Below are 343 nucleotides of genomic sequence, written 5' to 3'. Positions count from 1 at the left end.
TCTCGCAGGCCTTGGCAAATCGCTCCGTCACTCGCTGGTAACGGCCCAGCCACGCCAGCTTCTCCAGTCGCGGACCGCCGCAGCGTTCGCACCAGACCCGGCGGCGCGGGACGTGCAGCACCACTCGCAAACTCGCAGTGATCGTATGGTATGTGCTGACACGCGACGAGCCGTTCGCGTGGGATCGTCCCGCGTTGACCGCACACAAGTTACGTGCGCTGGAACTGCAGGCTGGAATGCCGGCGCAGCATGGCTCGCGCAAAGGTTCGGCTGCCGCCTACAGTCTGAAGAGTGTCCGTCAGCAAGAGCGAGCCGTGGCTGAGCAGTCTGAGCGAACCTATCA

At 64.1% G+C, this 343-nt stretch carries 2 pseudogenes; one reads left to right on the top strand and one right to left on the bottom strand.

Annotated features, from left to right (window positions below):
- Nucleotides 1-127: pseudogene (locus tag G3O00_RS43165) on the bottom strand (ISL3 family transposase); the annotation flags it as partial.
- A gap of 10 nt (nt 128-137) precedes the next feature.
- Here G3O00_RS43165 and G3O00_RS43160 point away from each other — a divergent pair.
- A pseudogene (locus G3O00_RS43160) lies at nt 138-343 on the top strand (IS110 family transposase); the annotation flags it as partial.

The sequence above is a fragment of the Burkholderia sp. Ac-20384 genome (genome assembly GCF_017104605.1).
Taxonomy (GTDB): domain Bacteria; phylum Pseudomonadota; class Gammaproteobacteria; order Burkholderiales; family Burkholderiaceae; genus Burkholderia; species Burkholderia lata.
The sequence above is the reverse complement of the archived record's forward strand: the minus strand, read 5'-3'. Positions and strand labels throughout refer to the sequence as shown.